Source organism: Nocardia sp. NPDC004582 (genome assembly GCF_053602115.1).
Genome location: NZ_JBSGCY010000044.1, coordinates 1 through 25,285, shown reverse-complemented (window position 1 = coordinate 25,285; position 25,285 = coordinate 1). Strand labels below are relative to the sequence as shown.

Annotated in this window: 29 protein-coding genes and 1 riboswitch; of the genes, 12 read left to right on the top strand and 17 right to left on the bottom strand. The window is 67.7% G+C overall.

Going from position 1 to position 25,285, the window contains the following annotated elements; all coding sequences use genetic code 11:
* Positions 1-21: 21 nt before the first annotated feature.
* The 3 genes from ACWELJ_RS15125 to ACWELJ_RS15115 are packed head-to-tail and all read right to left on the bottom strand — an operon-like array spanning position 22 to position 1,840.
* Positions 22-540, bottom strand: coding sequence for a barstar family protein (locus ACWELJ_RS15125; protein ID WP_452366749.1), 519 nt, complete (start codon positions 538-540; stop codon positions 22-24).
* Entirely contained in the window at positions 540-1,037 is a 498-nt protein-coding gene (locus ACWELJ_RS15120; protein WP_452366748.1) for a ribonuclease domain-containing protein, read from the bottom strand. Before ACWELJ_RS15120 ends, ACWELJ_RS15125 begins: the two co-directional genes overlap by 1 nt.
* A complete protein-coding gene (locus ACWELJ_RS15115; RefSeq protein ID WP_452366747.1) occupies positions 1,034-1,840 on the bottom strand; it encodes an exodeoxyribonuclease III in 807 nt (268 codons plus the stop codon). Before ACWELJ_RS15115 ends, ACWELJ_RS15120 begins: the two co-directional genes overlap by 4 nt.
* Before the next feature lie 69 nt (positions 1,841-1,909).
* Here ACWELJ_RS15115 and ACWELJ_RS15110 point away from each other — a divergent pair, with 69 nt between their 5' ends.
* The 3 genes from ACWELJ_RS15110 (at position 1,910) to ACWELJ_RS15100 (ending at position 5,222) form a co-directional block, all read left to right on the top strand.
* Positions 1,910-2,764: an alpha/beta fold hydrolase gene (locus ACWELJ_RS15110; protein WP_452366746.1), complete on the top strand. Its 855-nt coding sequence runs from the start codon at positions 1,910-1,912 to the stop codon at positions 2,762-2,764.
* A gap of 80 nt (positions 2,765-2,844) precedes the next feature.
* Positions 2,845-3,663 (top strand): SAM-dependent methyltransferase, encoded by an 819-nt coding sequence (locus tag ACWELJ_RS15105; RefSeq protein WP_452366745.1) that lies wholly within the window; start codon positions 2,845-2,847, stop codon positions 3,661-3,663.
* 140 nt (positions 3,664-3,803) lie between these two features.
* Positions 3,804-5,222, top strand: coding sequence for a family 1 glycosylhydrolase (locus ACWELJ_RS15100; protein WP_452366744.1), 1,419 nt, complete (start codon positions 3,804-3,806; stop codon positions 5,220-5,222).
* Between the two features lie 65 nt (positions 5,223-5,287).
* On the opposite strand, the gene ACWELJ_RS15095 is transcribed toward ACWELJ_RS15100, so the two are convergent.
* The 6 genes from ACWELJ_RS15095 to ACWELJ_RS15070 all read right to left on the bottom strand — a co-directional run bounded on the left by ACWELJ_RS15095 (position 5,288) and on the right by ACWELJ_RS15070 (position 10,870).
* Entirely contained in the window at positions 5,288-6,550 is a 1,263-nt protein-coding gene (locus ACWELJ_RS15095) for an acyl-CoA dehydrogenase family protein (RefSeq protein ID WP_452366743.1), read from the bottom strand.
* An 18-nt stretch (positions 6,551-6,568) separates the two neighbouring features.
* On the bottom strand, positions 6,569-7,447 hold the full coding sequence (locus ACWELJ_RS15090; protein WP_452366742.1) for an SDR family oxidoreductase: 879 nt from the start codon (positions 7,445-7,447) through the stop codon (positions 6,569-6,571).
* Between the two features lie 21 nt (positions 7,448-7,468).
* The gene (locus ACWELJ_RS15085) at positions 7,469-8,332 is read right to left on the bottom strand and encodes a MaoC/PaaZ C-terminal domain-containing protein (RefSeq protein ID WP_452366741.1); all 864 of its coding nucleotides are present in this window, start codon (positions 8,330-8,332) and stop codon (positions 7,469-7,471) included.
* Position 8,333: 1 nt separating this feature from the next.
* Positions 8,334-8,771 carry a type II toxin-antitoxin system Rv0910 family toxin gene (locus ACWELJ_RS15080; RefSeq protein WP_452366740.1) on the bottom strand — a complete coding sequence of 146 codons (438 nt, stop codon included), beginning with the start codon at positions 8,769-8,771 and terminating at the stop codon, positions 8,334-8,336.
* A gap of 41 nt (positions 8,772-8,812) precedes the next feature.
* A complete protein-coding gene (locus ACWELJ_RS15075; RefSeq protein ID WP_452366739.1) occupies positions 8,813-10,018 on the bottom strand; it encodes a lipid-transfer protein in 1,206 nt (401 codons plus the stop codon).
* A gap of 204 nt (positions 10,019-10,222) precedes the next feature.
* Positions 10,223-10,870, bottom strand: coding sequence for a TetR/AcrR family transcriptional regulator (locus tag ACWELJ_RS15070; RefSeq protein WP_452366738.1), 648 nt, complete (start codon positions 10,868-10,870; stop codon positions 10,223-10,225).
* Between the two features lie 239 nt (positions 10,871-11,109).
* Here ACWELJ_RS15070 and ACWELJ_RS15065 point away from each other — a divergent pair, with 239 nt between their 5' ends.
* Complete coding sequence (locus ACWELJ_RS15065; RefSeq protein ID WP_452366737.1) at positions 11,110-11,607, top strand: fluoride efflux transporter FluC; 498 nt, start codon at positions 11,110-11,112, stop codon at positions 11,605-11,607.
* Positions 11,604-11,963, top strand: a complete 360-nt coding sequence (gene crcB / locus ACWELJ_RS15060; protein WP_452366736.1) for a fluoride efflux transporter CrcB — start codon at positions 11,604-11,606, stop codon at positions 11,961-11,963. The genes ACWELJ_RS15065 and crcB overlap by 4 nt, the downstream gene beginning before the upstream one ends.
* Positions 11,964-12,000: 37 nt before the next feature.
* Here the strand turns inward: crcB and ACWELJ_RS15055 are convergent, their stop codons facing one another.
* The 4 genes from ACWELJ_RS15055 to ACWELJ_RS15040 form a co-directional block, all read right to left on the bottom strand.
* Positions 12,001-12,237 carry a hypothetical protein gene (locus ACWELJ_RS15055; protein WP_452366735.1) on the bottom strand — a complete coding sequence of 79 codons (237 nt, stop codon included), beginning with the start codon at positions 12,235-12,237 and terminating at the stop codon, positions 12,001-12,003.
* Between the two features lie 197 nt (positions 12,238-12,434).
* On the bottom strand, positions 12,435-12,872 hold the full coding sequence (locus ACWELJ_RS15050) for an ester cyclase (RefSeq protein ID WP_452366734.1): 438 nt from the start codon (positions 12,870-12,872) through the stop codon (positions 12,435-12,437).
* A gap of 111 nt (positions 12,873-12,983) precedes the next feature.
* Positions 12,984-14,240, bottom strand: coding sequence for an MFS transporter (locus ACWELJ_RS15045; protein ID WP_452366766.1), 1,257 nt, complete (start codon positions 14,238-14,240; stop codon positions 12,984-12,986).
* A gap of 305 nt (positions 14,241-14,545) precedes the next feature.
* Positions 14,546-15,763, bottom strand: coding sequence for an NADP-dependent isocitrate dehydrogenase (locus tag ACWELJ_RS15040; RefSeq protein WP_452366733.1), 1,218 nt, complete (start codon positions 15,761-15,763; stop codon positions 14,546-14,548).
* A 427-nt stretch (positions 15,764-16,190) separates the two neighbouring features.
* Between ACWELJ_RS15040 and ACWELJ_RS15035 the strand changes: the two genes are divergently transcribed.
* A complete protein-coding gene (locus ACWELJ_RS15035; protein WP_452366732.1) occupies positions 16,191-16,658 on the top strand; it encodes a hypothetical protein in 468 nt (155 codons plus the stop codon).
* A 36-nt stretch (positions 16,659-16,694) separates the two neighbouring features.
* Here ACWELJ_RS15035 and ACWELJ_RS15030 read toward each other — a convergent pair whose 3' ends face one another.
* Together ACWELJ_RS15030 and ACWELJ_RS15025 are read right to left on the bottom strand one after the other, a co-directional pair.
* Entirely contained in the window at positions 16,695-17,714 is a 1,020-nt protein-coding gene (locus tag ACWELJ_RS15030) for a zinc-dependent alcohol dehydrogenase family protein (RefSeq protein ID WP_452366731.1), read from the bottom strand.
* A gap of 114 nt (positions 17,715-17,828) precedes the next feature.
* Positions 17,829-19,325: an MFS transporter gene (locus ACWELJ_RS15025; RefSeq protein ID WP_452366730.1), complete on the bottom strand. Its 1,497-nt coding sequence runs from the start codon at positions 19,323-19,325 to the stop codon at positions 17,829-17,831.
* 136 nt (positions 19,326-19,461) lie between these two features.
* Here ACWELJ_RS15025 and ACWELJ_RS15020 point away from each other — a divergent pair, with 136 nt between their 5' ends.
* The 4 genes from ACWELJ_RS15020 (at position 19,462) to ACWELJ_RS15005 (ending at position 23,388) form a co-directional block, all read left to right on the top strand.
* Positions 19,462-20,199, top strand: coding sequence for a TetR/AcrR family transcriptional regulator (locus ACWELJ_RS15020; protein WP_452366729.1), 738 nt, complete (start codon positions 19,462-19,464; stop codon positions 20,197-20,199).
* 33 nt (positions 20,200-20,232) lie between these two features.
* A riboswitch (SAM riboswitch) is annotated at positions 20,233-20,344 on the top strand.
* Positions 20,345-20,440: 96 nt separating this feature from the next.
* Positions 20,441-21,790, top strand: a complete 1,350-nt coding sequence (locus ACWELJ_RS15015) for a bifunctional o-acetylhomoserine/o-acetylserine sulfhydrylase (protein WP_452366728.1) — start codon at positions 20,441-20,443, stop codon at positions 21,788-21,790.
* Positions 21,787-22,950, top strand: a complete 1,164-nt coding sequence (gene metX / locus ACWELJ_RS15010) for a homoserine O-acetyltransferase MetX (protein WP_452366727.1) — start codon at positions 21,787-21,789, stop codon at positions 22,948-22,950. The genes ACWELJ_RS15015 and metX overlap by 4 nt, the downstream gene beginning before the upstream one ends.
* 276 nt (positions 22,951-23,226) lie before the next feature.
* Positions 23,227-23,388 (top strand): hypothetical protein, encoded by a 162-nt coding sequence (locus ACWELJ_RS15005; RefSeq protein ID WP_452366726.1) that lies wholly within the window; start codon positions 23,227-23,229, stop codon positions 23,386-23,388.
* 118 nt (positions 23,389-23,506) lie between these two features.
* On the opposite strand, the gene ACWELJ_RS15000 is transcribed toward ACWELJ_RS15005, so the two are convergent.
* Positions 23,507-23,752, bottom strand: coding sequence for a DUF3017 domain-containing protein (locus ACWELJ_RS15000; RefSeq protein WP_357098372.1), 246 nt, complete (start codon positions 23,750-23,752; stop codon positions 23,507-23,509).
* A 110-nt stretch (positions 23,753-23,862) separates the two neighbouring features.
* Here ACWELJ_RS15000 and ACWELJ_RS14995 point away from each other — a divergent pair, with 110 nt between their 5' ends.
* Positions 23,863-24,327 (top strand): tRNA (cytidine(34)-2'-O)-methyltransferase, encoded by a 465-nt coding sequence (locus ACWELJ_RS14995; RefSeq protein WP_452366725.1) that lies wholly within the window; start codon positions 23,863-23,865, stop codon positions 24,325-24,327.
* On the opposite strand, the gene ACWELJ_RS14990 is transcribed toward ACWELJ_RS14995, so the two are convergent.
* On the bottom strand, positions 24,328-24,555 hold the full coding sequence (locus ACWELJ_RS14990; RefSeq protein WP_357098257.1) for a DUF167 domain-containing protein: 228 nt from the start codon (positions 24,553-24,555) through the stop codon (positions 24,328-24,330).
* A 90-nt stretch (positions 24,556-24,645) separates the two neighbouring features.
* Here ACWELJ_RS14990 and ACWELJ_RS14985 point away from each other — a divergent pair.
* Positions 24,646-25,285, top strand: a 640-nt coding sequence (locus ACWELJ_RS14985; protein ID WP_452366724.1) for a hypothetical protein, incomplete at its 3' end; no start/stop codon positions are given.

The window sequence follows — 25,285 nt, the reverse complement described above, 5'->3', positions numbered from 1 at the left end:
CGGAGGGGAAACTCCGGTGAATCACCTATTCCGCGGTTCCGGATCCAATGCCAGTGGGATGACCGGCAATCCGGGCGGGGTGGCGTCCTGCAACACCACGCGGAACGGGATGCCGCGGGCGGCCCAGATGGCGGCGCAGTCGGTCATGGCCTCGGCGAACCAGTCGCGTTCGTCCGGCTGCCGGTCGAGCATGAGGGCCGCGTTGCGGATGACCACCACGTATCCCGGTGCGGCGCCGATGAAGTCGTCGATGTCACGCAGGCATTCGTCGAAGGCGTCCTTGTTCTCCCCGAAGTAGTACGGGAATTGGAAGGCCGCGGCGAACTCGTCGAAGACCTCGGTGACCGTGCGCATCTTGCGGCCGCGCAGTTCCCGGCACAGATAGCCGTCCGGCATCCGGTAGCGGACGCCGGAGAACTCGGCCGCGCCGACCGGCAGCACCCCCAGGACGCGGGCGGGGGCGGTCGTGCGCGCGATGGCATCGGAGACATCGGCGGCGGGGGCGGAGAGGAACTGCGATAACGGCATCGGCTCGATCATCAGCGCATCCTCGTGAAGGTCTTGTAATGGTCCCCGGTGTAATAGGCCGACCCGTCGCTGCCGGTGATGATGCGTTCGGCATCGCGGGTCTGGCCGCGCTGCTTGGGATTCACATCCCATTCCTGATAGGTGATGGCCTTCCCGGCGGCGTCCTTGCGGGCCAGGCTGCCGTCCCGGTTCTGCCAGGTGTCACCGCCTTTGGTGCCCGGCGAGTTGGCCGAGTCCGGCCAGCGCCCGGCGTCGATCTCCACCAGGGTCGTGTACGCGCGGTCGGGCACGCCCGCGACCTTGGACGGCGGCGCGGCCTGGTCGGCCGGCGCCGGGGGCGCGCCGCCCGGCTTGGCGGTGGTCCGGATCGTCGAGGTGGCGACGGGCTTGGCGCTGCCCGTGTCGTGCGGACGATCGTTGGCCTTGTTGGCGATGAAGGCCACGAGCAACAGCAGGATCGCGACGCCCAGCGTCAGCCAGGCGCTCGACTTCTTCGACAGCTTCTTCATCGGTACTGCACCGTCACCGGCGCGTGATCGGACCAGCGTTCGGCGTAGGTGGCGGCGCGTTCCACGACGGCCTGCTTGGCGCGGCCGGCGATCTCACCGCGGGCGAGCTGGTAGTCGATCCTCCAACCGGCGTCGTTGTCGTAGGCGCGGCCGCGGTAGGAGTGCCAGCTGTAGGGTCCCGGCACGCCCGGGTGCAGGTCGCGCACCACGTCGGCGTACCCGGCGGCCAGCATGGACGACACCCACGCGCGTTCCTGCGGCAGGAAGCCCGCGTTCTTGACGTTGCCCTTCCAGTTCTTGATATCGAGTTCGGTGTGCGCGACGTTCCAGTCGCCCATGATCACGAACTCGCCGGGGTGGGCGAGCATGCGCGCGCCGATGGCGTCGAGGAAGCGGTACTTCTCGTCCTGCATCGGGGTGTCGGCCTCGCCGGTGTGGACGTACACGCTGGCGATGGTGAGGTCCTCGAAATCGGCCTCGATATAGCGGCCCAGGGTGGCGAATTCCTCGACGGGCGACCAGGTTCCGTCGGTGAGCAGCCCGACCCCGATCCGCACCGCGTCCGGCTGGTGCCGGGACAGGATGGCCACGCCCGCCCGGCCCTTCAGACCGGGTTCGGCATGGCTGAGGAACCATCCGGCGTCCAGTGCGGGCGCTAGCGCGCTACGCGTTTGCTCATCGGTCGCTCGGGTCTCCTGCAGGCAGACGATATCGGCCTCGGTAGCGGCCAGCCACTCGAGCAGTCCCTTGCCCGAGGCGGCACGCACTCCGTTCACGTTGCACGTACTGATGATTTTCGCCACTTCACGACCGTACAATGCGCCTTACCGACTCTCTTCACGGACATCGAGGTCCAGGAAGGGGTGACGACGATGACGTCAGGCACCGCCAAGCCCTCCACTCCGCGCGCGCCCATGGGGGCCCTGCACACCGGCTCCGGTGAACCGCTGCTCCTGTTGCACGGATTCATGATGTCCCCGCATTGCTGGGAGCAGGTGGCGCAACGCATGGCCGGCCATTGCGAAGTGTTCGCTCCCGCCTTCACCGGCCATTGGGGCGGCCCCGAACTCGACGGCTGGTTCCTGGATATAAGCGCCCTTGCCGACAAGGTGGAGGACCAGCTCGACGAGATGGGCTGGCGCACCTGCCATATCGCGGGCAATTCGCTCGGCGGCTGGGTCGGCTTCGAACTCGCCCGCCGCGGCCGGGCCCGCACCCTCACGGCGATCGCGCCGGCAGGCGGCTGGCAATCGCCCTCGCTGCTGCAGCTGCGGGTGGGACTGAAATTCGCGGCGCTGGTGCCGGTGGTGGAGATCGGCAAACATCTGCCGGACGTGATCACCTACAGCGGGCTCACCCGGCAGGCGGTGGCCATGCTGCTCACCAAGAACACCGAGGCGGCTTCGCGGTCCGGGCTGGAGGCGGCCATCACCTCGGCCCTGCACTGCAAGGCGATGCTGCCGATGCTGGTGAGCGGTCTGCGCTTCCCCGCTCTCGAGCAGTTGTCCACCCTGCGCACGCCGGTGCGGCTGCTGCTCTGCGAGAACGACCGGATCATCCCGAACCGCTTGTACGCGAAGCGTTTTCTCGAGGAACTCCCCGAATCCGCAGACCGCATACTGGTCCACAATGTCGGGCATGTCCCGATGCTGGAGGCCCCGGACCGCATCGCCACCCTCATCGCCGAACACGTCTACGCCAGCCGCACCCGGCTGCGCGCGGTCTGAGACCGGGAACCCCGCGCCGGAAGTCGTTCTCTTACATAGGATTGCTGCCACAACGGCGTCCCTCGGAACGGGGTAAGAGGATGATGGAACACACACAGATCGATCAGTCCAAGCCCAGCATCGCCCGGGTGTACGACTATCTACTGGGCGGCAAGGACAATTACGCCGCCGATCGGGAGATCGGGGATTTCTTCATCAAGGATCTCCCGGGATCGGTGGATATCGCCTATGCCAACCGGAATTGCCTGGTGCGCGCCATCGGCGAGATCTCGCGGGCGGGCATCACCCAGTTCATCGATATCGGCAGCGGGCTGCCCACCGCCGACAATGTGCATCAGGTGGCGCAGCGGCACCTGAGCGAGCCGCACGTGGTCTACGTCGACAACGACCCGATCGTGCTGGCGCACGGCCGCGCCCTGCTGGAGACCGACGAGAACACCACCGTGCTGCGCGCCGATCTGCGCGACTCCGAGGAGATCCGCCGGCATCGGGAAGTGGAGCGGCTCATCGACTTCACGCGGCCGGTGGCCGTGATCTTCAGCGCGATCCTGCACCACCTCAACAATGACGAGAAGCCCGAGCAGATCGTCCGCTATTGGACCGATCAGATCCCGTCCGGCAGCATGCTCTACATCTCGCACTTCCGCTCCGGCTTCAATGAGGAGACCCGCCTGGCCGAGCAGAAGCTGCAGGCCAGTTTCGGCCGCGGCCGCTGGCGTTCCGACGAGGAGATCCTGGCGCTCGTCGGCAATCTCGAGATCCTCGAACCCGGCCTGGTCCCGTGCCCGCTGTGGCGGCCCGAACCGACCGCCGAGGGCGTCTCCCGCATCGGCGGCGACCACCACGACCTGAGTGTCTGGGAGCAGCTGATCTCGGCGGCCCTGGCCCGCAAGCCCTGACGGGGCCGAACCTACGGGAGTCCAAATCTGAAACCAGTTCTAGTCAAAGGGTCACATTCTGGACGATTGACCAGTAGAGTCTGGGCGGCCACCCAGCGGCGACACGCCGCGCCCGCACCACTTCTGGGAGATTCGCCGCGATGAGACCTACGCGCGTCCTGTGTTCGATCCTGTCGGCCGTGGCCATCGTGGCGGGCGGGTCCGCCGTGGCGTTCTCGGCGCCCGCGGACGTCGCCGGGACCGGTAGCGCCGGAACGGGCAGCGCGGGCTCCGGCAGCTCCAGCGGATCGGGATCCGGTAGCGCCAGCGGGTCCGGGACCGGCAGTTCGGGCGCGCCGACCACGGTGAACCCCTTCGGCCCCGACTTCCTGTGGGGCGTCGCCATGTCCGGCTTCCAATCCGAAGGCCGTGCGCCCGACAGCAATTGGAGCCGGTACGCCAACTCCGGGAAGGCGCACGACCCCTACCTGAACTCGGTCGACTTCTACGACCGGTACGCCGAGGACATCGATCTCGCCGCGGGCATGGGCCTGAAGGTCTTCCGGCTCAGCATCGAATGGGCGCGCGTGCAGCCGAAGGCGGGCGTGTGGGACGAGCGCGACTTCCAGTTCTACGACACGGTCCTGCAGAAGATCCGCGCGGCCGGCATGCGCCCCATGCTGACCCTGGACCACTGGGTCATCCCCGGCTGGGAAGCCGATCGCGGCGGCTGGAAGAAGCAGGACATCGTCACCGACTGGCTCGCCAATATGCGCCGGGTCGTCGACCGGTACGCGAGCTACGACCCGATGTGGGTCACCATCAACGAGCCGATGGGCTATGTCGCGCAGTCGATCAAGATCGGTGACATCGGCGTGTTCGACGCGCTGCCCATGTTCGACCGGATGGTCCAGGCGCACAACGCGATCTACGACTACATCCACGCGCGCCAGCCCGGCGCGAAGGTCACCAGCAATATCGCGCAGTACCCGATCGTGCAGGACCTGACCGACATGATGTTCGCCGATCGCATCAAGGGCAAGATGGACTACATCGGCGTCGACTTCTATTACGGCGCCTCCCTGACGCATCTGCCCAGCCCCGCGCTGCTCGGCGACGAACTGTGGAAGAACGCCATCGAGCCCGAGGGCATCTACTACAACCTGCGCAACTACACCGAGAAGTTCCCGGGCCTGCCGATCTACGTGGTGGAGAACGGCCTGCCCACCGAGAACGCCGCCCCGCGCGCCGACGGCTACGACCGCGCCGACCACCTGCGCGACACCGTCTACTGGCTGCAGCGCGCCAAGGCCGACGGCATGAACGTGATCGGCTACAACTACTGGAGCCTCACCGACAACTACGAATGGGGCAGCTTCTCACCGCGATTCGGCCTCTACACCGTCGACGCCACGACCGACCCGTCCCTGACCCGCCGCCCCACCGACGCCGTCGCGGCGCTCGAGGACATCACGGCGCGAGGCGGCGTCGCCGCCGACTACCGCCCCACCCGCAAGCCCGCCTTCTGCTCGGTCGCCATCCCGTTCGGCGACTGCCTGCGGCCCGTCTCGGTGCCGTAAACCCTTGCCACACAGAGCGGTCCGCCCGGCACGCGCCGGGCGGACCGTTCTCGTCGGTACCCGGATCAGCGGCCGAGCAGGCCCTTGGCGACGTGGGTCACCTGGATCTCGTTGGAACCGGCGTAGATCATCAGGGACTTGGCGTCCCGGGCCAGCTGTTCGACGTGGTATTCGGCCATGTAGCCGTTGCCGCCGAACAGCTGGACCGCGTCCATGGCCACGTCGGTGGCGACCTCCGCGCAGTAGAGCTTCATGGCCGAGGCCTCGGCCAGGCTCGGAGGTTTGCCGGCCCGGTTGCGTTCCAGGGCCATGAACACCATGTTCTGCACATTGATCCGCGCCACCTCCATCTTGGCCAGCTTGAGCTGGACCAGCTGGAAGCGGCCGATCTCCTGACCCCACAGCTTGCGGGTCTTGGCGTAATCCACACAGAGCCGGTGGCATTCGTTGACGATGCCCAGCGCCATGAAGGCCACGCCGATCCGCTCGGCGGTGAAACTCGACCGGGCGCTCTCACGACCGTCCCCGCCCGTGTGCTCCTCGGTCTCGCCGAGCAGCCGGTCCCGGCCCAATCGGACGTTGTCGAAGAACAATTCGCCGGTGGGTGAGGCGTGCAGGCCCATCTTCTTGAACGGCTTGCCCTGGGTGAAACCCTCCATGCCCTTGTCCAGCACGAAGGTCAGCACCTTGCGATCCCGCTTGTCCGCGCCGTCGCCTTCGTCGAGCTTGGCGTAGACGACCACCGTGTCAGCGTAGGGACCGTTGGTGATGAAGGTCTTCTGACCGTTGAGGATGTAGTCCTCACCGTCACGCTTGACGTAGGTCTTCATACCGCCGAAAGCGTCGGAGCCCGAATCCGGTTCCGTGATCGCCCACGCCGCGACCTTCCTCATGGTCACCAGGTCGGGCAGCCAGCGTTCCTTCTGCGCGAGGGTGCCGCGCGCCAGGATGGTGGTCGCGCCCAAGCCGATGCTCACGCCCATGGCGCTCACCAGCCCCATGCACACCCCGGACAGCTCGCTGACCAGCACCGCCATCATCGACTCCTGGCCGGCGAAGGGGCTGCCGTCGCCGGAACGCTCCTTCTTCTCGGGCAGCGGCTCCCCCGCCGCGAGCGCCTCCTCCCGTTTACGCTGCCGGGCCAGCAGTCTGGTGATCGACTCCTCGCCCAAGGCGTCGATCCCGAACTCGGAGAACAGTTTCCGGATGATCGGGTACGGGAGCAGCTCGCCGCTGTCGAGGGCGTCGAGGTGCGGGCGCACCTCCTTGGTGATGAAGCCGCGCACCGCGTCGCGGATCAGCTCATCGGTTTCGGACCATTCGAACATCGTTGTCCGCCTTCCTGATTACGGCAGTCGCCCGGCGATATCGTCGATGGCCCACGGGCCCTCGGTCTCGATGGTCTTCACGTCGTGCCAGCCCGCCAGCTCCGAGATGGCCCCGCCCTGCACCGCGAACACCTTGCCGGTGATCGGGCACTTCTCGGTGGCCAGGTACGCCACCAGCGGGGAGATATTGGCCGGGCTGAAGGCGTCGAACTCGCCCTCCTCCAGGCCCGCCTGCTGCGCCGCCATCATCTCGCCCATGCCGGGGGTGGCCAGGGTGAGACGGGTCCGGGCGATCGGCGCGATGGCGTTCACCCGCACCCCGTAACGGGCCAGTTCATCGGCCGCCACCAGGGTGAGCGCCGCGATACCCGCCTTGGCCGCACCGTAATTCGCCTGCCCCGCGTTGGGGACGGTGGTGCCCGACGCGGAGGCGGTGTTGATGACCGCGGCATTGGGCTGATTGCCCATCTTGGACTGTTCCTTCCAGTACCCGGCCGCGTGCCGCAGCACCGCCGCGTGCCCCTTGAGATGCACGGCCAGCACCGAATCCCACTGCGCCTCCGCCATGCCCGCCACGAAGGCGTCACGCAGGATGCCGGCATTGTTCACCACGACATCGAGCCGACCGAACTCCGAAACAGCCTGATCCACCAGGCTTTTCGCGCCCTGCCAGTCGGCCACGCTATCGGTGTTGGCGACCGCGCGGCCCCCGGCGGCGATGATCTCCTCGACCACCTGCTGCGCCGGACCGGCGTCGGACCCCTCACCGGCATTGCTGCCGCCGAGGTCGTTCACCACGACCGCCGCGCCCTCCCGGGCGAACAGCAGCGCGTGCTCCCGGCCGATACCGCGCCCGGCGCCGGTGATGATGGCAACCCGTCCCTCGAGTGCGCCCATGAATCTCTCCTCAGTTCTCGATCAGTCGGCGATCTCGGCGAGGCCGTCGCTCAGGACGGTGTCGTCGCCGCGCACGGTGCGGAAGGCGTAAGTGGTGATCCCGTTCTCGGAGCCGACCTTCCAGAGCTGCGTCTCCAGGTCGTCGTTCGGGAAGACCATCTTGGAGAATCGCACCGCGTAGCGGCGCAGCTTCGCCACATCCGAACCCGCCACCTGCGACAGCACGCCCCACGACGACATCGCCATGGTGCACAGGCCGTGCGCGATGATGCCGGGCAGACCGGCGTCCTTGGCCACCTGGTCATCCAGGTGCAACGGCACCGGATCCCCCGAAGCCGGTGCGTAGCGGTAGGTCTGGTCCGCGTCCACGTGGGCCGCGACCGTCGCCAGCGGCGGCTGCTCCGCCAGCGCGGCATCGAAACGGTGCGCCGGAGCGGCCGCGCCGACCTGCCGGCCCGCGTCGACATTCCGGAAGAACGCGGTCAGATACTGCTCGTTGACCAGTTCTCCGTCGCCGGAACGGGTTTCGATGTGAATGGTGATGGTGGACCCGTTGTCCTTGCCCTCGAAACCGATGGCGCGGGCCCGGGCCACCAGCTTGTCACCGGGCCGGATCGGGCGATGGAAGTGGAAGTCCTGCTCCCCGTGCACCACCCGGCCGAAGATGTTCATCGGCGCCACGTCGATGACCGGGGCCATCATGGCGTCGAACACCGGGACGATGGCGAAGACCGGCGGGGCCACATCGCCTTTCAGGTGCGCGGCGATGGGATCGTTGGTGGCGGCGGCGTAGTCGGCGATCCGCTCCCGGGTGACCTCGAAGGACTCCTCGTCCGACCAGGTGTTCAGGCCGGACTCGTCGAATTCGACTGTCGTCGAAGGCATATCAAACCGCCGTGGCCAAAGCGTCGAGCGCGGTGAGAGTCTTGTCCAGCTGGGTCAGACCGTCCTTCTCGACCGCCTTGCCCAGCGCGCCCTTGATCAGCGCGCCCTCGAAGTCACCGGCGACCGAGAACTTGCTGCCGCTGCCCTCGGGCGCGATGTCGAAGGAGAACTGCACCTTCACCCCCGCCATGCCGGTGCCGCTGAGCACCAGCTTGTTCGGGGTCTCGACGCTCTCCACCACCCACTCGATCTTGTTGGCCATGCCGAGCATGAGGATCTTGGCGGTCAGCTTCGCGCCGGGCGCGAGCACCGCCGGGGGCTCCTCCATCCAGCGCTCGTGGATGGAGAACCACTTGTCCCAGGTCTGCGGGTCCGAGACCACCGCCCACAGGGCGTCGGGGGTCGCGTTGAGGTTCTTGCCGGCTTCGATGTGTCCCATTGGATTACCTCTTGTGGATTGGGGTGGAGAAGGGGCAGTGGTCAGCGTTCGGCGCGCTGGTAGGCGGTGACGACGGCCGCGCCGCCGAGCCCGATATTGTGTTGCAGGGCGGCGGTCACGTTGTCGACCTGCCGCTTGTCGGCGGTGCCGCGCAGCTGCCAGGTGAGCTCGCTGCACTGCGCCAGACCCGTCGCGCCCAGCGGATGCCCCTTGGAGATGAGGCCGCCGGACGGGTTCACCACCCACGTGCCGCCGTAGGTGGTCGCGCCGGAGTCGATGAGGTGACCGGCCTCGCCCGCCTTGGCCAGACCGAGCGCCTCGTAGAGCAGCAGCTCATTGGCGGAGAAGCAGTCGTGCAGCTCGATGACCTGGAAGTCCTCGGGGCCGAGACCGGCTTGCGCGTACACCTTCCGCGCAGCCTCGACATTCATGTCGTAGCCGATCAGGTTCTTGGCGCTGCCGTCGAAGGTGGAGCCGAAGTCGGTGGTCATGGCCTGGCCGACGATCTCCACCGCCTGCCGCGACAGGTCGTGGCGGTCCACGAAGTCCTCGCTCGCGAGGATGACCGCGCCCGAACCGTCAGAGGTCGGCGAGCACTGCAGCTTGGTGAGCGGGTCGTAGATCATCCGCGAACCCAGGATGTCGTCGAGCGAATACTCGTCCTGGAACTGCGAATACGGGTTGTTCACCGAATGCTTGTGGTTCTTGTGGCCGATCTTGGCGAAGTGCTCGGCGGTGGTGCCGTACTCGGCCATGTGCTCACGTCCGGCCGCGCCGAACATCCACGGGGCCACCGGGAACAGCACCTCGGAGATCTCCGCCAGCGCCATGATGTGGCGCGCCATGGGCTGTTCGCGATCGTCCCAGGTGGAGCCCAGCGAGCCGGGCTGCATCTTCTCGAAGCCCAGGGCCAGGGTGCAGTCGGCCAGGCCGCCCCGAATCGCCTGCGCCGCAAGGTAGAGCGCGGTCGAGCCGGTGGAGCAGTTGTTGTTGACATTCACGACCGGGATGCCGGTCATACCCAGCTCGTAGACCGCGCGCTGACCGGAGGTGGACTCCCCGTACACGTAGCCGACGTAGGCCTGCTCGACCTCGCGGTAGTCGATTCCGGCGTCCGCGAGCGCCTTGGTGCCGGATTCCCGGGCCATGTCCGGGTAGTCCCAGTCACTGCCGTCCTCGTTCTTGCGCCGCCCCGGCTTCTCGAACTTCGTCATGCCGACGCCGACAACGTAGACCTTGTTCGTCATCGAACTCCTCACGTAGGGACGAAAACAAACATACAAAGCTGTATGTAAGCACGCAAGGGTGCGGCGCGAAACTCCACCGGATACGCAAGATCAGCAGATGGGCGCGGCAACAACCGGCATACCGGCGATGTGGCAGCCGCGCCCCCGTCGACGTCGAAGACCCCCACCGCACACAGCGGTGAGGGCCTTCGGCAGGACCGTCAGCTACTCATCGGCTTTCCGAAAATCGGGTATCAGCGACTCCCCCGCCGCCCGCAGCTGCGCCGAGGCCCGCAGCCAGCGCCGGTGCGCCCGCTCCGGATCCGGCGAGATGAAATTGGTGATCAGGATTCCGCGCAGCGTGTCCATCGCGGTGTAGGCGAAATCGCGAACGTTCTTGCGGTCCAGCTCGTTCGGCACCAGCTGGGCCACCGCCAACAGCACCGCGTTGTTGACGAACGGCTCGACCTTCTCCATCTCCACCGCCAGCACCCGATCCGTGCGGCTGGCCACCCACAATTCGATGGCCGCGATGAACAGCGGGCCCTGATGCAGCTCCCACATGGCCTCGAGGGTCGCGGCGATCGGATCGTCCGTACTGCGGACCCGCCCGATCTCCTTCATGGCCGCCTCGGTGCGCCGCTGCGCGAGATGACTGATCGCCGCTACCACCAGCTCACTCTTGGAGCCGAAGTGATGCACCTGCGCACCGCGGGTCACGCCCGCACGTTCGGCCACCCGCGGCGTGGTGGTCCCGGCGTACCCGTACTCGACCAGGCACCCGATGGTGGCGTCCAGCAATCGCGTCCGCGTCTCGATGCTGCGTTGTTCCTGAGTGCGGCGCGGCGGCTTCGAGACGGCGGAGCTGGTCATGCCGGAATCGTACACTTACATACACTCGTGTATGTTCGCGCCGGGTTCGCCGGCCGCCAGGCGGCACGGGCGCGGTGATGTCACCCACTTCGGTTCCGCGATACCGGCCGATCTGGTTACCCTGAGCGATGCGGCGGTGGGGCTCGCCGCTCCGGACCCGGAACAACCGCGGCAAACAGCCGCCAACAGTCCCTACCCAACCAAGACACCAGAAGTCTGCGCTGGAGTAGGAGACCCGTGTGACCCGAGAGCTGGACGCGACCGCCCAGGCGGGCGAACCCATCGACCCCGATATCGATCTGCATCAGCCCGAGCAACGGCGGGAACTGCTGCGTTCGCAGGGCGCGATCCTGACCGTCATCTCGGCCGGCGGCGCGATCGGCGCGCTCACCCGGTACGGCCTCGCCCAGCTCTGGCCGACTCCCGCGCACGGGTTCCCGTGGGCCACCTTCGCCACGAATGTGCTGGGCTGCTTCCTGATCGGCGTGCTCATGGTGATCGTCACCGAACTGCGCACGCCCCACCCCTTGGTGCGGCCGTTCCTGGGCGTCGGCATCCTCGGCGGGTTCACCACCTTCTCCACCTACGCCAACGAGACCCGCGCGCTGCTCGAACCCGGCACCGTCGCAACGGCATTCACCTATCTGGCCGCCACGCTGAGCTGCGCGCTGCTCGCCACCTTGCTCGCGGTGCGGCTCACCCGCGCGGCGGGCGACTACCGGAAGGCGGCGGCATGACCGGACTGCTGGTGATCCTCGGCGCGATGGTCGGCGCACCGGTGCGCTACCTCACCGACCGCGCGATCCAGACCCGCCACGACAGCGTGTTCCCGTGGGGCACACTCACCGTGAATCTGGTGGGCTGCCTGATCCTGGGCGCGCTCACCGGCGCGGCCGCCTCCTCCCCCACCTACGCGCTGCTCGGCACGGGCTTCTGCGGCGCGCTCACCACCTACAGCACCTTCGGCTACGAGACCATCCGGCTCACCGAGGAGCGCTCGTACCTGTACGCCGCCCTCAATGTCACGGTCAGCGTCATCGCCGGGCTGGGCGCGGCGCTGCTGGGCTTCACCACGGCACACGCCCTGGTCTGACCCGGCCGCTGCCGGGTCCGCCCGGCGGCGTCGCCGATCAGGTCTCCGAGTTGTACATGCAGGCGGAACAGCTCCAGCCACCGTCGGTCATGACGCAGTCGGTCAGGCGGACATAGGGATTGCCGACCCGCTCCCGGCACGCGGCGGCGCAGCCGTTGAGGTCCTGGCCGCAGCTGATGGCGTCGGCGGAGGCGATGGCGGGTACGGCGAGTGCGGGCACGATCAGCCCGGCTAGCAAACTCGCGGCGAGGACGGCGGTTCTGACTGCGCGCATGACGGGAAGTCCCTTCGTGGAAGAACGATGTCAGCTCGGAGAAACGCGTGCTCCCGCTCCTTACCGGACGCTCGAGCGGATTGCTAGCACTGTTCCAGCAAACAACATCCGCGCCGGTCACCGCAAGACCGGCGCGCGCCGGATCCGGGCGGCGTGATCCGGCACACCGGAGCCACACCGCCCGGACAACAGACGAATCAGGCCGACGCCGACTGCGCCGCCGGAATGACACCGAGCTGCTGCAGCATGCCGAGCGTGTCCCAGTTCGCCCAGCTTTCGCCGATCTTGCCGTCGGTCTGGAAGCGGGTGACGGTCATGCCCGCGATGACGACCGGCTTGCCGGTAGCGGGCATCCCCATCAACGGGCCCTGGTTGGTACCCGACGCCGTCCAGCGGGTGAGGACGAAATCGCCTTCCGCGATCTGCTCGTTGACCAGCATTCTCGTATCGGGGAACGCGGCCAGGTACATCTCCGCCTGCCGCCTGAGCGCCGCGGGACCATGCACGTCCGCGTGCGGGTTCTGGGGATCGTGATCGATGGCGTCCGCCGCGATCACTTCATCGAATACGTCGAGATCTCTGGAGTTCCAGGCATCGAATACACGCTTGGCCGTGGCTTTGTTCTGCTCTGACATGTCGTTCCCGTCCTTTCGTGCAGGAAACGGACTTTCACTGGTAATTCGGCGCCGTATTCATGATCCACCCGCGACCCGAGAAGGCGAAGGGGTCGAACCGGAAATACCCGGCTACCGGCGCTCCGGCCGTCGCGCGAGGGCCACGGTCGCCACGAAGAGCAGCACGCCCAGCACCGCCAACCCCGCGCCCACCACCGCCGGGGCGGTGTAGCCCATGCCCGCCGCGATCACCAGGCCACCCAGCCACGCACCCGCGGCGTTCGCGATATTGAGGGCCGCGTGATTCAGTGCGGCGGCGAGGGTTTGCGCGTCATGGGCGACATCCATCAGCCGGGTCTGCAACGCCGGGGCCAGCGCCGCGCCCGACCCGCCGACCAGGAAGGCCCCGATCGCCGCCGTGTACGGATTGTGCGCCGCCGCAACGTATCCCGCGAGAATCAGCACCATCGCCAGCAGCGCGACGAATACCGCGCGATCCACGCCGCGATCGGCCAGCACACCGCCCGCGATATTGCCCGCCACCATGCCCAGCCCGAACAACGCCAGCACCAGCGGCACCAGGCCGATCCGCACGCCGGCCACATCGGTGAGGGTGGTGGTGATGTAGGTGTAGACCGCGAACATGCCGCCGAAGCCGATCGCGCCGACCAGCAGGGTCAGCAACACCTGCGGACGCCGCAACGCGGTCAGTTCGGTGCGGGGATCGGTCATGCGAATACCGTGCAGCTCGGGCACGAAACGGGAGAGCGCGGCCACGGTCGCCACACCGATCACGGCGACCACCGCGAAAGCGGCCCGCCAGCCGAGGTTCTGACCCAGCCAGGTCGCCGCGGGAACGCCGACGACATTGGCGGCGCTCAATCCGAGCATAACCGCGGCCACCGCCTTGGCCCGCTGGCCGACCGGGGCCAATGACGCCGCCGCCAGCGACGCCACCCCGAAATACGCGCCGTGCGGCAAACCCGAAACGAACCGCGCGAGCGTCAGCGTCGCGAACGTCGGCGCGACCACGCTGGCCGCGTTGCCCAGCGTGAACGCCACCATCAACGCCATCAGCAGACGCTTGCGCGGCACTCGCGCGCACAGCGCCGCGATCACCGGCGCGCCCACCACCACGCCCAGTGCGTACGCCGAGACGATATGTCCCGCAGTCGGTTCCGACACCCGCATGGCTCCGGCGATATCGGGGAGCAGGCCCATCGTCACGAATTCGGTTGTGCCGATGCCGAATCCGCCCGCCGCCAGCGCCAGCATCGCCGCCACCGGCCACCGTCGCGCCGCGCCCGCGGCGGCAGCCGCACCCGTGGCGGGAGCGGTGTCGGCCGGAGCCGCCTCGGGCACGTCGGTCGCGGATACAGAGTTCGCCATGGAATTGCGCAACGCCATCCGCGGCGTCCCGCATCCCCTCTCGCCCGTGAGTCCGCTCACCCCCGGAAAACAATTCGGGCACCCGCCCACCCACCGGTTCCGGTGGGGGCAGGTGCCCGTTGGGCGCGGTGGATGTTCTGGCCGGGACTGTGGTCCCGGCCGCCATCTTCACCGCTTCGCGCTGTTCACGTTCGTCGGCGCGTTCTCCCCGGACGTCGAAGCGTCCAGCGGAGTTCTTCTCGCCCTTGGGATTTCAGGACTCACCTGGAATCTCGAGAGCATCCCTGCACAACGTCGGGGATCTGCTAGCGCAGCTCGCGCGCCAGGTTGGCGTCCAGCACGCCGAGGAACTCCTCGGTGGTCAGGTAGCCCTGGTCGCCGCCGACCAGCAGAGCGAGGTCCTTGGTCATCTGACCGGACTCGACCGTCTTGATGACGACGTCCTCGAGGGTCTGTGCGAAGCCGATCACCTCGGGGGTGTTGTCCAGCTTGCCGCGGTGGGCGATGCCACGCGTCCACGCGAAGATCGAGGCGATCGGGTTGGTGGAGGTGGGCTTGCCCTGCTGGTGCTGGCGGTAGTGGCGGGTCACGGTGCCGTGCGCCGCCTCGGCCTCACAGGTACGGCCGTCCGGGGTCAGCAGCACGGAGGTCATCAGACCCAGCGAGCCGAAGCCCTGCGCCACGGTGTCGGACTGCACGTCGCCGTCGTAGTTCTTGCAGGCCCAGACGTAGCCGCCCTCCCACTTGAGCGCGGAGGCGACCATGTCGTCGATCAGGCGGTGCTCGTAGGTGAGACCGGCCGCGGCGAACTCGTCCTTGAACTCGGTCTCGAACACCTCCTGGAAGGTGTCCTTGAACATGCCGTCGTAGGCCTTGAGGATGGTGTTCTTGGTCGACATGTACACCGGGTAGTTCTGCTGCAGGCCGTAGTTCAGCGAGGCCCGCGCGAAGTCCCGGATGGACTCCTGGAAGTTGTACATGCCCATGACCACGCCGCCGTCTTCCGGCATGCGCACGACCTCGTGCTGGATCGGCTCGGAGCCGTCCTCGGGTGTGAAGGTCAGGGTGACGGTGCCCGCCTGGTGCACCTTGAAGTCGGTGGCGCGGTACTGGTCACCGAAGGCGTGACGGCCGATGATGATCGGCTTGGTCCAGCCCGGAACCAGACGCGGAACGTTCGAGATGATGATCGGCGCGCGGAAGATCGTGCCGCCGAGGATGTTGCGGATGGTGCCGTTCGGCGACCGCCACATCTTCTTCAGACCGAACTCCTCGACCCGCGCCTCGTCCGGCGTGATCGTCGCGCACTTGACGCCGACGCCGTGCTTCTTGATGGCGTTCGCGGCGTCGATGGTGATCTGATCATCGGTCTTGTCGCGCGCTTCGATGCCGAGGTCGTAGTACTCGAGGTTCACATCGAGATACGGGTTGATCAGCTTGTCCTTGATGAACTGCCAGATGATCCGGGTCATCTCGTCGCCATCGAGCTCGACGACGGTCCCTTCAACCTTGATCTTGGACATGGATCTTCGTGTCCTCCTAGGAAGGTGGTGCTCCCATTGCACGGCCGGTGAGCACCGCTTGTAGCGGACCCCAGCTGTTCAACAGACAACGTATACGCATGACGCCCGGCACCGGACCTGTGGTACCAGGTCCATGTCCGATGTGGCGTCAAGCAAGACAAGCGTACTGCTGCTATGGACCTCACCGCGCGGGCAGCCCCCGCTGTGCGGGAACCCGCCCTCAGTTACTCACAAGTAGGGTGCGAGTGACCGGGCCCACAGTCACCAGTATGCCGACCACCATCGAGCCCGGCCCGCCGGGGCATACGCCTCGCCGGCCGGCCGGGCTCTTCCCTCGCGGTCCCGCGAGTGGTGTCCTGGATAGTGCGTCACCGACTCCGGCCTTCCGGCCGGGCCGGATCATCCAAGTGTCCGAGGAAGGCGCGCCATGACGACGATCCATCTCCATCAGACGACGACCGCGACGCCGGAGCAATTCCTTGCCGGTCTCACCGACTTCGGGCCGGGCAGGCACGAGCTCTTCGGCAACAGCGCTGACAGCTACCTCGAGGTGCATCACGAAGGCCCCCACGACGCCGATGTCACCGAGGGCTCGGCCGGTATCTGGGAACGCCTGCACTACGACTGGACCGACCCCCATCACGTGGTGATGACGACCACCGACTCCAACCTGTGGGGTGGCGCCTCAGGCCACACCTACACGCTCACGCAGCTGCCCTCGGGCGGGACCGACGTGGACGCCGTCGTGGTCCGCGACGGCAAGAACCTCAGAGGACGGCTCCTGGCGATGGTGCTCGGCCTCTTCGGCACGCGCGTCCTGGGAAAGACGTTCCAGAAGTCCGTCGAGGCCATCGAAGCGCGCAACCGCGGCGGAAACCCGACGCGAGAAGGGTGAACCGAACGACCGCCCGAGCCGAAGCAGAGTGGCGGGCTACGGCTCGAACACCAGCAGCGGTTTGCCGCCGTGCGCGGGCGCTTCGGCCGAATAGACCGCCTCGCCGAACTTTTCGACGGGAATCGGCCGGCCCTCCGGAACCCGCAACGCGCCGCTGTCGACGAGCCGCAGCGTCCGGTCGATCGTCGCGTTCATCCGATCCTTCGGGGTCTCGGCGAACCAGCGGAGCAGCCAGAACCCTCGAACGGTCTTGGTTTCGTAGATCAGCGAGCGCGCGAAGACGGGGATGGTGAGTTTGTCGGGGTCGGTTTGGCGGTGCGTGGACAGTGCACCGAAGACGACCAGCTCACCGTGCGGTCCCAGCGCCCGCGACACATCCGCGCCCACCTGACCGCCGACACAATCGATCGCCTTGAACACGCCGTCATGACCCGCCAGGTCGGCCACCCGTTCGCGCAGGTCCTCATCCTCCGTGCAGATCACCGCCGTCCCGCCCAGGGCGAGGATGTCCTCGACCGCGGATCGGCGACGGACCACATTGAGGGTCTTGAAGCCGACGTGGGTGCCGAGCTGGATGACCGACTGGCCCACGGTCGAACCGGCCGCCGTCTGCAACAGCCATTCGCCCGGTCGGACATCGAGTTCCGCTCCGGTCAAGATCACCGCGGTGAGCGGATTGCTGAGGACCTGGGCGGCCGTGGAATCGCTCATGCCGGTGGGAACGGGCCAGACCCGCTCGGCGTCGGCGACGACGTACTCCTGCCAGGTTCCCCGGACACCGACCGTGATGACGCGTTGCCCGACGGTGAGACCGTCTGTGCCGCTACCGAGTTCGTCGATCACACCGACGGATTCGATACCGGGCACGGCCGGGAACTCCGGGGTGAATCCGTATCTGCCGCGGACGGTGTGCAGATCGCTGGCATGAACGGGGACGGCCGACACCCGGATCCGGACCTCGCCGGGACCGGGCTCCGGGACGGGGCGGGGCCGCAGGTGCAGCACCTCGGACGGTTCTCCCACCGTGTCGGCGACAACTGACCGCATGGTTCTCATCGTCCTGACACTCCTTCGGTCGGATCGAGATCCCGCAACCTCCCATGCTGCCACCGACCCGATGCCCGCCGCGAGATTCGCGACGGGCATCGGTGCGGACTCACCCGCGGTGGTTCACACGCCCACGTGCACGGCGTGCTCGTCACCCTCGAGCAGGTTCTGCGGCTTGTCCCGGACCATGAACGCCGCGATCGGAACACACAGCGCGAAGAAGATCGCGCCGATCAGGAACGCCACGTTGTAGGAATGGATCGAGGCCCGCTCCATCACATGGTCGATGGTCATGTTGTTGCGCACGTACCGTTCGGCCACCTGCACCGAGATGGTGGTCAGCAGCGCGGTGCCGATGGAACCGCCCACCTGCTGCGCGGCGTTGAGCAGCGCGCTGGCCACGCCCGAATCCTCGGCGTCGACCTGGTGCAGCGCGGTGGTCTGCATGGACACGAACAGCGCGCCCATGCCCAGCGCGATCAGGATCATGGCGGGCAGCAGGGCGGTCGCGTAGCTGTCGCCGTACTCCAGCCGCGACAGCCACACCAGGCCCGCGGCGCCCAGCACCGAACCCGCCAGCATCAGCGGCCGCGGCCCGATCTTCGGCAGCACCGCCGAGGCGATGCCCGCCGACACCACGATGCCGGCCGGGAACGGCAGGAACGCCACACCCGTCTTCAGCGCCGAGTAGTGCTCCACGATCTGCAGGTAGAAGCTCAGGTTCAGGAACATGGCGAACATGGCGATGGGCACCAGCAGCGCGATCAGATACGACCCGCCGCGGTTGATCTCACCCGGAATACGCAGTGGCAGCAGCGGATTCGCGGTGCGGCTCTCGATGGCCACGAACGCCGCCAGCAGTGCTACACCCACCACGAACAACGCCAGCGTGGTGGAGGCCGTCCAGCCGTCGGAGGCCGCGCGGCTGAAGCCGTACACGATCGAGATCAGGCCGAGGGTGACGGTGACCGCGCCGGGCAGGTCGTAACCGCCGGTGCGCGGCGCGGGCACATCCTTGACCACGAAGGCGAACGCGCCGAGCAGGGCCAGCAGCGCGACCGGGGTGTTCACCAGCAGCGACCAGCGCCAGTTCGCGTACTCGACGAGCGCGCCACCGGCGATCAGGCCGAGCGCGGCGCCCGCCGCCGACACACCGGCGAACACGCCGAAGGCCCGGGCTCGTTCCTTGGCCTCGGTGAAGGTCACCGACACCAGTGACAGCGCGGCCGGGGCCAGCAGCGCGCCGAACGCGCCCTGCAGCGCCCGACCGGCGAAGAGTTCGGCCTGGTTCTGCGCGAGACCGGCCAGCGCGGAGGCCGCGGCGAAGCCGATCAGGCCGACCATCAGGATCCGGCGGCGGCCCAGGTAGTCGGCGAGGCGGCCGCCGAGCAGCAGCAGACCGCCGAAGATCAGGGTGTACGCGGTGAAGATCCATTGCTTGTCACCGTCGCTGATGTGCAGATCCTGCTGGGCGAACGGCATGGCGATGGTGACGATCGTGGCGTCCAGGACCACCATCAGCTGCGCCATGGCGATCACGCCGAGCGCCCACCAACGCCTGGAATCTTGTGCGGGACTTGCTTTTTCGTCTGTACCGAGAGCGTCCGTCGCTACGGTCATGAGCCTCTCCTCTGGAGTTCGAAGGCAGCATCACCATAGTGACCCCCACCGACAATTGGCGTCAAGGGAAAAATGTCGCACTACGACAGTTGTCATACTGGGACAGGAAAACGCATCAAGGACCTACGATGGAGGCATGTCGGAGTTGTCAAGTCACATCGGTGTGATCTCGCGTCACCGCCCCGGCCTGCGTGAGCGCAAGAAGCAGCAGACCCGGGCCCGGATCATCGACGTCGCCCTGCGGTTGTGCGACGAACAGGGCTTCGACGCCACCACCGTCGAGCAGATCGCCGACGCCGCCGATGTCTCCCCGCGCACCGTGAACCGGTACTTCGACAGCAAGGAGGCGATCGTCATCGCCCCCATCGAGAGCTGGGGACAGGCCCTCGCCGACCAGCTGCGCGCCCAACCGATCTCCGGCGACGAGATGGAAGCGCTGCTCGGCGCGTTCCTGGCGGTGGTCGACCAGATCATCGACTCCGACGCGCCCGTGCCCTTCCGCTGGTTCCAGCAGATGCAGCGCATCTCCCGCGACAGCGTCGCCGTGCGCGCGCTCAGCATGGAATCGGCCGACACCAAGACCCGGGCGGTGTCGGAGGTGCTGGCCGAACGCCTGCGGCTGCCCGAGGACCACCTCACCGTGCGGCTCATCGCCACCACCTGGCACGGCATCGTGCGGGTCGGCATGGAATGCGAGTTCGACGACGGGGACGAGTTCGCCGACTGCACCACGGTCACCACCGCCCGCGTGCTCGCCGACAGCGTCCAGGCCGCATTCAGCGAATTCCGTCGGGTCTGTTGCGGTGCGACAACGACATTTCCCCCCGTAAACGGGGAAAATACCGCTGTGAATGCGACAAACCCCACTGGGTAGATCGGGGCGATCGGCCGCTAGAATCCCGCATTAGGTCAAGAGCATCAGCGATAAGGCCCCGGCTTGCTGATCGGCAACCCTCCAGCTGCGGTGGGGTGCTCCGGGTGCAGACCGGGCGTTCGAAGGCCGAACGCAAGCGCAACCAGGAGGTCTACCGAGATGTGTTGTTGTCGAAGCCCATTCGCTTCTCGATAACGTCAAACCTCCGCCATTCGGCGACCTTGTTTTTGGAGCAGAACACATGAGTGACTCGACCGCACCCGCGGCCGTCCCCGCTGACGACGCCCTGGATCCGGCCAACTGGTCCTTCGAGACCAAACAGATTCACGCCGGCCAGGCTCCCGATTCCGCCACCGGAGCCCGCGCCCTGCCCATCTACCAGACCACGTCCTACGCGTTCCGCGACACCGACCACGCCGCCGCGCTGTTCGGGCTCGCCGAACCGGGCAATATCTACACCCGGATCATGAACCCCACCCAGGACGCCGTGGAACAGCGCATCGCGGCGCTCGAGGGCGGCGTGGCCGCCCTGCTGCTGGCCTCGGGCCAGGCCGCGGAGACCTACGCGATCCTGAATCTCGCCGAGGCCGGGGACCACATCGTGGCCAGCCCGCACCTGTACGGCGGCACCTACAACCTGCTGCACTACTCGCTGCCCAAGCTGGGCATCCAGGTCAGCTTCGTCGAGGATCCCGACGACCTCGAGCAGTGGCGCGCGGCGGTGCGGCCCAACACCAAGGCGTTCTACGGCGAGACCGTCGCCAATCCGAGCAGCTCGGTCCTCGACATTCCGGGCATCGCCGAGGTCGCGCACGCCGCCGGGGTGCCGCTCATCGTGGACAACACCGTCGCCACCCCGTACCTGATCCAGCCGCTGCGGCTGGGCGCGGACATCGTGGTGCACTCGGCCACCAAGTACCTGGGCGGGCACGGTTCCGCGGTCGCGGGTGTGATCGTCGACGGCGGCGCCTTCGACTGGACGGTGACGAACGAGGCGGGCGAGTCCCGCTTCCCCGGCTTCACCACCCCGGACCCCAGCTACCACGGCGCGGTCTTCGCCGATCTCGGCGCACCGGCCTACGCGCTCAAGGCCCGCGTGCAGCTGCTGCGCGATCTGGGCGCGGCGGTGTCGCCGTTCAACGCGTTCCTCATCGCGCAGGGTCTCGAGACGCTGAGCCTGCGCATCGAGCGGCACGTGGCCAACGCCCAGGCGGTGGCCGAGTTCCTGGCCGGACAGCCCGGCGTCGAGAAGGTCTACTACGCGGGTCTGCCCGCCTCGCCCTGGTTCGAGCGTGGCAAACAGCTGGCACCGAAGGGTGTCGGCGCCATCGTGTCCTTCGAGCTGGCCGGTGGGGTCGACGCGGGCAAGAAGTTCGTGGAGGCGCTGGTGCTGCACAGCCATGTCGCTAACATCGGGGATGTGCGCTCGCTCGTCATCCATCCGGCCTCCACCACGCATTCCCAGCTGACGCCCGCCGAGCAGTTGGCTTCCGGCGTCACACCTGGTCTGGTGCGGTTGGCCGTGGGCATCGAGGGCATCGACGACATCCTGGCGGACCTGCGCGCCGGACTGACGGCGGCGGCACATTGACCGTGAACATCGAATCGCGAACGTCCCGGCACGCGGCGGAGCGCTTGCTGCCGCCGCCCGACGGGACGCTCGGGAGCATCGCCATCGGCGACGTGGAACTCGAGAGCGGGGCCGTGATCCCCGACGTCACACTGGCCGTCCAGCGGTGGGGCGAACTGTCGGCGAACGCGGACAACGTGGTGCTCGTGGAGCACGCGCTGACCGGCGACTCGCACGTGGTGGGCCCCGCCGACGTCCATCACGACCAGGCCGGCTGGTGGGACGGCAGCGTCGGCCCCGGCGCGCCCGTGGACACCCGCGAATGGTGCGTCATCGCCACCAACGTGCTCGGCGGCTGCAAGGGCAGCACCGGCCCGTCCTCGCTAGCTCCGGACGGGAAGCCTTGGGGCACAAGGTTTCCCGCGATCTCCGTCCGCGACCAGGTGACCGCCGAGGCCAAGCTGTTCGACCTGCTCGGCATCGACCGCCTGGCCGCCGTGATCGGCGGCTCCATGGGCGGCATGCGGGTGCTGGAGTGGATGATCGGCCGGCCCGAACGGGTCGGCGCGGCCCTGGTGCTGGCGGTCGGCGCACGCGCCACCGCCGATCAGATCGGTACCCAGACCACCCAGATCGCCGCCATCAAGGCCGATCCGGACTGGCAGGGCGGCGACTACTACGGCACCGGGCGCGCACCCACGACCGGCATGGGCATCGCCCGGCGCATCGCGCACCTGACCTACCGCGCCGAGGGCGAGCTCGACCACCGTTTCGAGAATCACGGCCAGGGCGACGAGGATCCGCTCGCGGGCGGCCGCTACGCGGTGCAGAGCTACCTGGAGTACCAGGCGGAGAAGCTGATCGCGCGTTTCGATCCGGGCACCTACGTGCTGCTCACCGAGGCCATCAACCGCTACGACGTGGGGCGCGGCCGCGGCGGCGTCGCGGCGGCGCTGGCCTCGACGCCGGTGCCGTGCGTGATCGGCGGAGTGGACTCGGACCGGCTCTACCCGCTGCGCACCCTGCAGGAGCTGGCCGATCTGCTGCCCGGCTCCAAGGGGCTCGAGGTCATCCACTCCAAGGATGGGCACGACGGGTTCCTGACCGAGACCGAGGCGGTCGGCAAACTCATGCTGGAGACCATGGAACTGGCCCGCGCCCAGCGCGCGCCGGGTCACTGAACCAGCACTGTCCCCGGCGACGGCGGTATCGCGGCCATCGGACGGTACCGCCGCCACCGGACGGTCTCGCCGCCCGGAGTTGGTGGGCAGGCCCTGCCCGAATGCCGTATGTCCGCTGCCCGGCCGCTGCCACAGCCGGATCCGCGTTACGCGACGTATCGCGCCTGTTTCCTGCGAATTGTCATGAAGCGCTTCCGGTTTCGCGCGTATGACGCCTCCGTAACCGGAGTTCCGGAATGCGTGTGCAACGGGCGTATCCGCCGTAATCTATTCGGCATGACCGCCGCATTCGATGACATGGATCTCCGCGATCTCGTCGATCTGCTCTCCGAGGACGAGCAGCATGAACTCCGCCCGGCCATACTCCGTGTCCTGCACAGACTCCCGGACCAGGAAGTGTTGCGGCGCGAACTCGGCCGCCGTATAACCTCGGTCTAGCTATCCCCCAGCGCCGCCGGTTCGCCCCGGCGGCAGCACAATCGCTCATCTTTTCCAGCGCCGCGACTCCGGTCGCGGCCCCGGCCCCGCGATTCGCGAGGCCCCGCCCCGGCTCCGGTTACGTGACGCCGAGGCTGCTGATGGTCGCCGCCAGCACGATGATCGCGACTCCGAGCACCGTCAGCCAGACGACATCGAATCCCTTGCTGCGCACCGCGAGCAGACCCACCCGGTCGGTCGGCAGGGTCAGCCGCAGCGCCGCCGCGAGCAGCGTCGCGCCGCCGAAGAAGAACGTTCCGCGCCGCCAGCGATCCCAGGCCAGGAAGACCACGGCCACCACCAGGACCGCGCCCACCAGCAGCATGGGCAGATTCTCGCGGGCGAACTCCCCCGCACGACTGCTGCGACTCTGGGGTGCGGCATGGGCTGGACTCACCGCACGAGCTTAACCGCCGCTCTGCAATGCTGGATCCCGTGTTCCATCTCGTGTTCTTCGAACCCCGCATCCCGCCCAATACCGGCAATGCCATTCGGCTGGCGGCCGGTACCGGCTGCGCCCTGCACCTGATCGAACCGCTCGGCTTCGACCTATCCGAGCCGAAGCTACGCCGGGCCGGGTTGGACTACCACGACCTGGCCGTCGTCACCGTGCACAAGAACCTCGCCGCGGCCTGGGAGGCCATCACCCCCGGACGGGTCTTCGCCTTCACCGCCACCGCGACCACCCGCAATACCGAGATCACCTACCGCGACGGCGACGTCCTGCTCTTCGGCCCCGAACCCACCGGTCTCCCCGAGGACGTGCTCGGCGACCCCCGCGTCACCGACCAGCTCCGCATTCCCATGCTCCCCGGCCGCCGCTCCATGAACCTCTCCAACGCCGCCGCGGTCGCGGTGTACGAGGCCTGGCGGCAGCTGGGATTCCCGGGCGCGGTCTGACTAGTCGTCGACCTCGAAGCGTTTGAAGCGGGAGGTCGCGCCACCGGTGAGGCGGACCGCGGACTTGGGGACGCCGAAGTGGGCGGCCAGCAGTTCGATGGCGGCCTTGTTGGCCTTGCCCTCCACCGCGGGGGCGCGGACATACAGCTGCAGCGCGCCGTCGTCGAGGATCTCGACGAGCGGGCCTTTCTTGCTGCCGGGTTTGATGGTCGCCCGGACCACTGTCACGCCGCTCTCCTTCCCTGCCCCTGCGGTGATTCTCCCGTAGTGTCGCGGGTGCCGTGGTGGCGGGAGGCCACCCGGGAAGGAAAAGGCAAGATGGTCAAGCGTTTTGTAGTGCTGCTGACGGCCGTGCTGGGGGTGCTGCTGCTGTCGGCCACCGGGCCCGCGGCGGCCGGACCGGTCACCATCCACGACGATTCCAAGGTGCTGGACGTCGCCAAGGTGACGAATGCGGCCAACCAGCTGTCGAATCCGGTGCAGATCTTCACCACCGAGAAGTTCTCCGACGATCACGGCAAGTTCGATCAGGAGACCCAGAGCCACGTCAAGGATCCCGCGGACGTGGTGCTGGCCGTCAACACCAAGTCGCACTTCCTGTCCATCCGCACCGGCGCGAACTCCCATATCCGCGACACCGGTCCCGCCGGGACCGCGTTCAAGAACGCCTTCGGCAGCGGCGACTACACCGGCGCGACCATCGCCGCCCTGGGCGCGCTGAAGTCGGCGGCCGACCAGGCCGCGCCCAGTAATGCCAAGGCCCCCAACCCGGCCCCCGCCCCCGCGCACCACGAGTCCAAGAGCGGTGGCTGGGGTTGGCTGGGCTGGCTGTGCCCGATCGCGGTCATCGGCGGGATCATCGCGGCGGTCGTGATCTTCCTGCGCCGCCGCAACGCCAACCCGCCGCCCCCGCCGGCCCCGATGGGCGGCTTCGGCGGCGGCGGTTTCGGCGGTGACC

Bases quoted from the DNA above. Each gene is read 5' to 3' on its own strand.
- ACWELJ_RS15125 (WP_452366749.1), bottom strand. From the start codon at position 540: ATGATCGAGCCGATGCCGTTATCGCAGTTCCTCTCCGCCCCCGCCGCC.
- ACWELJ_RS15120 (WP_452366748.1), bottom strand. From the start codon at position 1,037: ATGAAGAAGCTGTCGAAGAAGTCGAGCGCCTGGCTGACGCTGGGCGTC.
- ACWELJ_RS15110 (WP_452366746.1), top strand. From the start codon at position 1,910: ATGACGTCAGGCACCGCCAAGCCCTCCACTCCGCGCGCGCCCATGGGG.
- ACWELJ_RS15105 (WP_452366745.1), top strand. From the start codon at position 2,845: ATGATGGAACACACACAGATCGATCAGTCCAAGCCCAGCATCGCCCGG.
- ACWELJ_RS15100 (WP_452366744.1), top strand. From the start codon at position 3,804: ATGAGACCTACGCGCGTCCTGTGTTCGATCCTGTCGGCCGTGGCCATC.
- ACWELJ_RS15095 (WP_452366743.1), bottom strand. From the start codon at position 6,550: ATGTTCGAATGGTCCGAAACCGATGAGCTGATCCGCGACGCGGTGCGC.
- ACWELJ_RS15090 (WP_452366742.1), bottom strand. From the start codon at position 7,447: ATGGGCGCACTCGAGGGACGGGTTGCCATCATCACCGGCGCCGGGCGC.
- ACWELJ_RS15085 (WP_452366741.1), bottom strand. From the start codon at position 8,332: ATGCCTTCGACGACAGTCGAATTCGACGAGTCCGGCCTGAACACCTGG.
- ACWELJ_RS15080 (WP_452366740.1), bottom strand. From the start codon at position 8,771: ATGGGACACATCGAAGCCGGCAAGAACCTCAACGCGACCCCCGACGCC.
- ACWELJ_RS15075 (WP_452366739.1), bottom strand. From the start codon at position 10,018: ATGACGAACAAGGTCTACGTTGTCGGCGTCGGCATGACGAAGTTCGAG.
- ACWELJ_RS15070 (WP_452366738.1), bottom strand. From the start codon at position 10,870: ATGACCAGCTCCGCCGTCTCGAAGCCGCCGCGCCGCACTCAGGAACAA.
- crcB (WP_452366736.1), top strand. From the start codon at position 11,604: ATGACCGGACTGCTGGTGATCCTCGGCGCGATGGTCGGCGCACCGGTG.
- ACWELJ_RS15055 (WP_452366735.1), bottom strand. From the start codon at position 12,237: ATGCGCGCAGTCAGAACCGCCGTCCTCGCCGCGAGTTTGCTAGCCGGG.
- ACWELJ_RS15050 (WP_452366734.1), bottom strand. From the start codon at position 12,872: ATGTCAGAGCAGAACAAAGCCACGGCCAAGCGTGTATTCGATGCCTGG.
- ACWELJ_RS15045 (WP_452366766.1), bottom strand. From the start codon at position 14,240: ATGGCGAACTCTGTATCCGCGACCGACGTGCCCGAGGCGGCTCCGGCC.
- ACWELJ_RS15040 (WP_452366733.1), bottom strand. From the start codon at position 15,763: ATGTCCAAGATCAAGGTTGAAGGGACCGTCGTCGAGCTCGATGGCGAC.
- ACWELJ_RS15035 (WP_452366732.1), top strand. From the start codon at position 16,191: ATGACGACGATCCATCTCCATCAGACGACGACCGCGACGCCGGAGCAA.
- ACWELJ_RS15030 (WP_452366731.1), bottom strand. From the start codon at position 17,714: ATGAGAACCATGCGGTCAGTTGTCGCCGACACGGTGGGAGAACCGTCC.
- ACWELJ_RS15025 (WP_452366730.1), bottom strand. From the start codon at position 19,325: ATGACCGTAGCGACGGACGCTCTCGGTACAGACGAAAAAGCAAGTCCC.
- ACWELJ_RS15020 (WP_452366729.1), top strand. From the start codon at position 19,462: ATGTCGGAGTTGTCAAGTCACATCGGTGTGATCTCGCGTCACCGCCCC.
- ACWELJ_RS15015 (WP_452366728.1), top strand. From the start codon at position 20,441: ATGAGTGACTCGACCGCACCCGCGGCCGTCCCCGCTGACGACGCCCTG.
- ACWELJ_RS15005 (WP_452366726.1), top strand. From the start codon at position 23,227: ATGACCGCCGCATTCGATGACATGGATCTCCGCGATCTCGTCGATCTG.
- ACWELJ_RS15000 (WP_357098372.1), bottom strand. From the start codon at position 23,752: ATGCTGCTGGTGGGCGCGGTCCTGGTGGTGGCCGTGGTCTTCCTGGCC.